At 56.0% G+C, this 3,126-nt stretch carries 1 protein-coding gene; it reads left to right on the top strand.

Annotated features, from left to right (window positions below):
• Nucleotides 1–30 precede the first annotated feature (30 nt).
• Nucleotides 31–3,126: cadherin-like beta sandwich domain-containing protein (locus ACZ25G_RS04410; protein WP_463681673.1), on the top strand; the 3,096-nt coding region annotated here is incomplete at its 3' end.

Here is a 3,126-nt window from a genome sequence, read left to right as displayed (position 1 = left end):
CATCTGGAGAGAAGAAGGAGTGAAGTGCAAATGCAACCGATGAAAAAGCGGAGAAGAAACCGGCTGTTTTCCCTGGTGCTGGCGTTGAGCATGGTGATCACCATGTTTGTCCCTCTGACAGCGTCAGCGGCGGCTCCCCTCGGCAATTTCTCGGGGAGCTTTACCCAAGAGGGCGATGCCGTCATCGCCAACACCGTCAACGGCAATAACTTTGTCATCTCCGACACCTACGGAGAAACTTTTATCCTGGAAGCAGACCTCAGCTTCTTGGAGGGAGGCACCGGCGGCCTGCTTTTCAACGCCAAATCCCCCACCGATCCCGGGGCTAACTGGTGCGCCCTGCACATCGGCAGCGGCAGTGTCCGGCTCTTCTGCGAGGGGAATTATGCCGACACCGAAAACGGGCTTAACGAGATCGTAGGCATTCCCTCCGGCGCGGCGGAACCCTATGAGCTGCGGTTGGAGGTCACCCAGACCGCCATCATCGTCTCTGTGGACGGGACGGAGGTCATCAACAAAGCCTACAGCGGCCTGGAAGGCGGCTATGTGGGCTTCACCACCTATTCCAGCAAAGCAAGATTTGAGAACATCCAGTTCACCGACACCACCCCGCCGCCCTCCGAGGCCTTAGGGGAGCTTTCGGGAAACTATTTCACCATCGACCATGACGGCGTGGTTACCATCAACGAGGTACCCGCCGAGGTGCCGGATAAAAACAACAAGGTCATTTCCGAGACTTATTCTGAAGCCTTTGTCTATGAGGCGGACGTCACCTTCCTGGGCGGCGCCGCTACCGGCGGCCTGATCTTCGACTGCCTCTCCCCTACCGACAGCGGCGGCTCCTGGTGCGGCGTCCATCTGGGCGGCGGACAGGTCCGTCTGTTCTGTGAAGGGACCTGGCAGGATTCTGAAAACGGCCTGCAGGTCTATGCCGTCCTTCCCGATTCTGTCACCGAGCCTTACCATCTGCGGGTGGAGGTTACTGCTGAAGGGGACATCTATGTAGATGTGGATGGCGAACGTCTCATTGAGAAAAACTATCCCCGCCTGAACGGTGGCTATGTGGGGCTCATGACCTTTAACTGCGCCGCGAAGTTTGAAAACATCGAATTTACGGATAACACGCCTCCCGTTGTGCCCAATTTCAAGACCAACATTGAAGGCTGGGCGGGCCAAACCGGCCAGTGGATCAACATGGAAGAGGGATACCAAGGCACTGGATCGCTCAACTTTGCCGCCTTTTCCACCACCAGCGCTAAAAACTTTGTCTATGAAATGGATCTAACCTTCAACGGAGGCGGCGCCGGCGGCCCCATCTTCCGCGCCAAAGAAGATCATTCCGCCTATTATATTGCCACACTCTCCCGGGGCGGCACCGCCCGGATCCTCCGCTTCACCCAGAACGCGGAGGGAGAGGTCACCGGGGAGGCCCAGATCGGCAACACCTATCAGCTGCCGGAAAATAAGGACACCTATCACATCCGGGTGGAAACCTACGGCCCGGCCCTCAACCTTTATGTAGACGACGTACTGGCCGTCACCGGCTCCAATGACGAGCTGACTGAAGGGGTGTTCGGTCTCAACCTCTATAACTGCACCGCCACCTATCAAAACGTTTACTATGAGGAAAAGGATCCTTCCTCCATCTCCCTGCTCACCGGGTTGGAGACCGAGGGCTTTGACCTGTTGCCCGCTTTCTCTCCCGACGTCTACAACTACCGTGGGTTTGTCCCTTATGACACTGAATCTGTCACCTTCATCCCCACAATTTCAGGAGAGGGCACCATTACTATTGATGGCATTCCAGCCGAAAGTGGGCAGCCCTGTGAAGTCCCCTTGGAGGTAGGGGAGAATTCCTTTGCCCTCACCATCGCCGATAAGGAAAGCGGTTTTGTCACCACCACCAACTTTAAAATCAAGCGGCAGCAGGATCCTGCTATCGCTTACACCGAAAAATACCGCAACCAATTTCATTTCTCGGAAGAGGCAAACTGGATGAACGACCCCAACGGCCTGATGTATGACGCTACCACCGGCCTGTATCACCTGTATTACCAGTACGCCGCTGGGGAGGGTACCACTTGGGGCCATGCCATCTCCAGGGATTTGGTCGCCTGGACTGAACTCCCGGTAGCCATTCCGGCGGATAACCTGGGGAATATTTGGTCCGGCTGCGGCGTCATTGACGAGAAGAATACCAGCGGCCTGTTCGATGAAAGCACACCTCCCGCTTCCCGGTTGGTCGCCATTTATACCAACCAGGGCGGCGACGAAACCTACGGCAGCCAGAAACAATCCCTGGCCTATTCCACCGATTATGGCACCACCTGGATCAAATACGAAGGCAACCCTGTTATCAAAAACGACGGGGATCGCTATGACCTCAACTTCCGGGATCCCAAGATCATCTGGCTGGAGGATGAAAGCTATGAGCACGGCGGCTTCTGGCTGATGATTGTGGCCGGCGGCCGTGGGCGTATCTTCACCTCAGAGAATCTCATTGACTGGACCCTCAACGACGAACTCACCTACGCCAGCGGCGGTGAAATCCACTCCGAGTGCCCCGACTTCTTCCCGCTGCCTGTCAACGGGGATCCCGACAACGTGAAATGGGTCTATACCGGCGGCGGCACCTTCTATGTGGTGGGCGACCTGGTCAAAGACGAAGACGGACTTTATAAATTCGAAGCGGAAACCGACGCTATCTCTCCCATGTATTCCGGTGGGGATATGTACGCCACCCAGAGCTACTACAATGATCCCCAAGGCCGCCGCATTCTGGTCAGCTGGATGCGCGACTATTTCCTCAGTCCCGCTGACAATAAAAACTGGCAAGGCGCCCAGTCCCTGCCCCTGGAGACTACCCTCATCTATGAAAATGGCCAATACCGCCTCAACTCCTATCCTGTGGAGGAGGTGGACTCCATCCGCAAGGATTTGATCTACTCTGCGGAAGACCTCACCGTCACTCCGGACACCGAGAATATCCTGAAAGATGTTACCGGCCAGCTTTATGACATCGAGGCCACATTTACTCCGGAGGGCGCAACAAGCTTCGGGTTTAACCTTCGCACCAAAGAACAGCAGAAGGTTGTCGTCACCTACAACACGGAAACCCAGCGTATC

It is taken from the genome of Zongyangia sp. (assembly GCF_965361945.1).
Note: the sequence above shows the minus strand (reverse complement) of the source record. Positions and strands in the feature narration are given on the sequence as shown.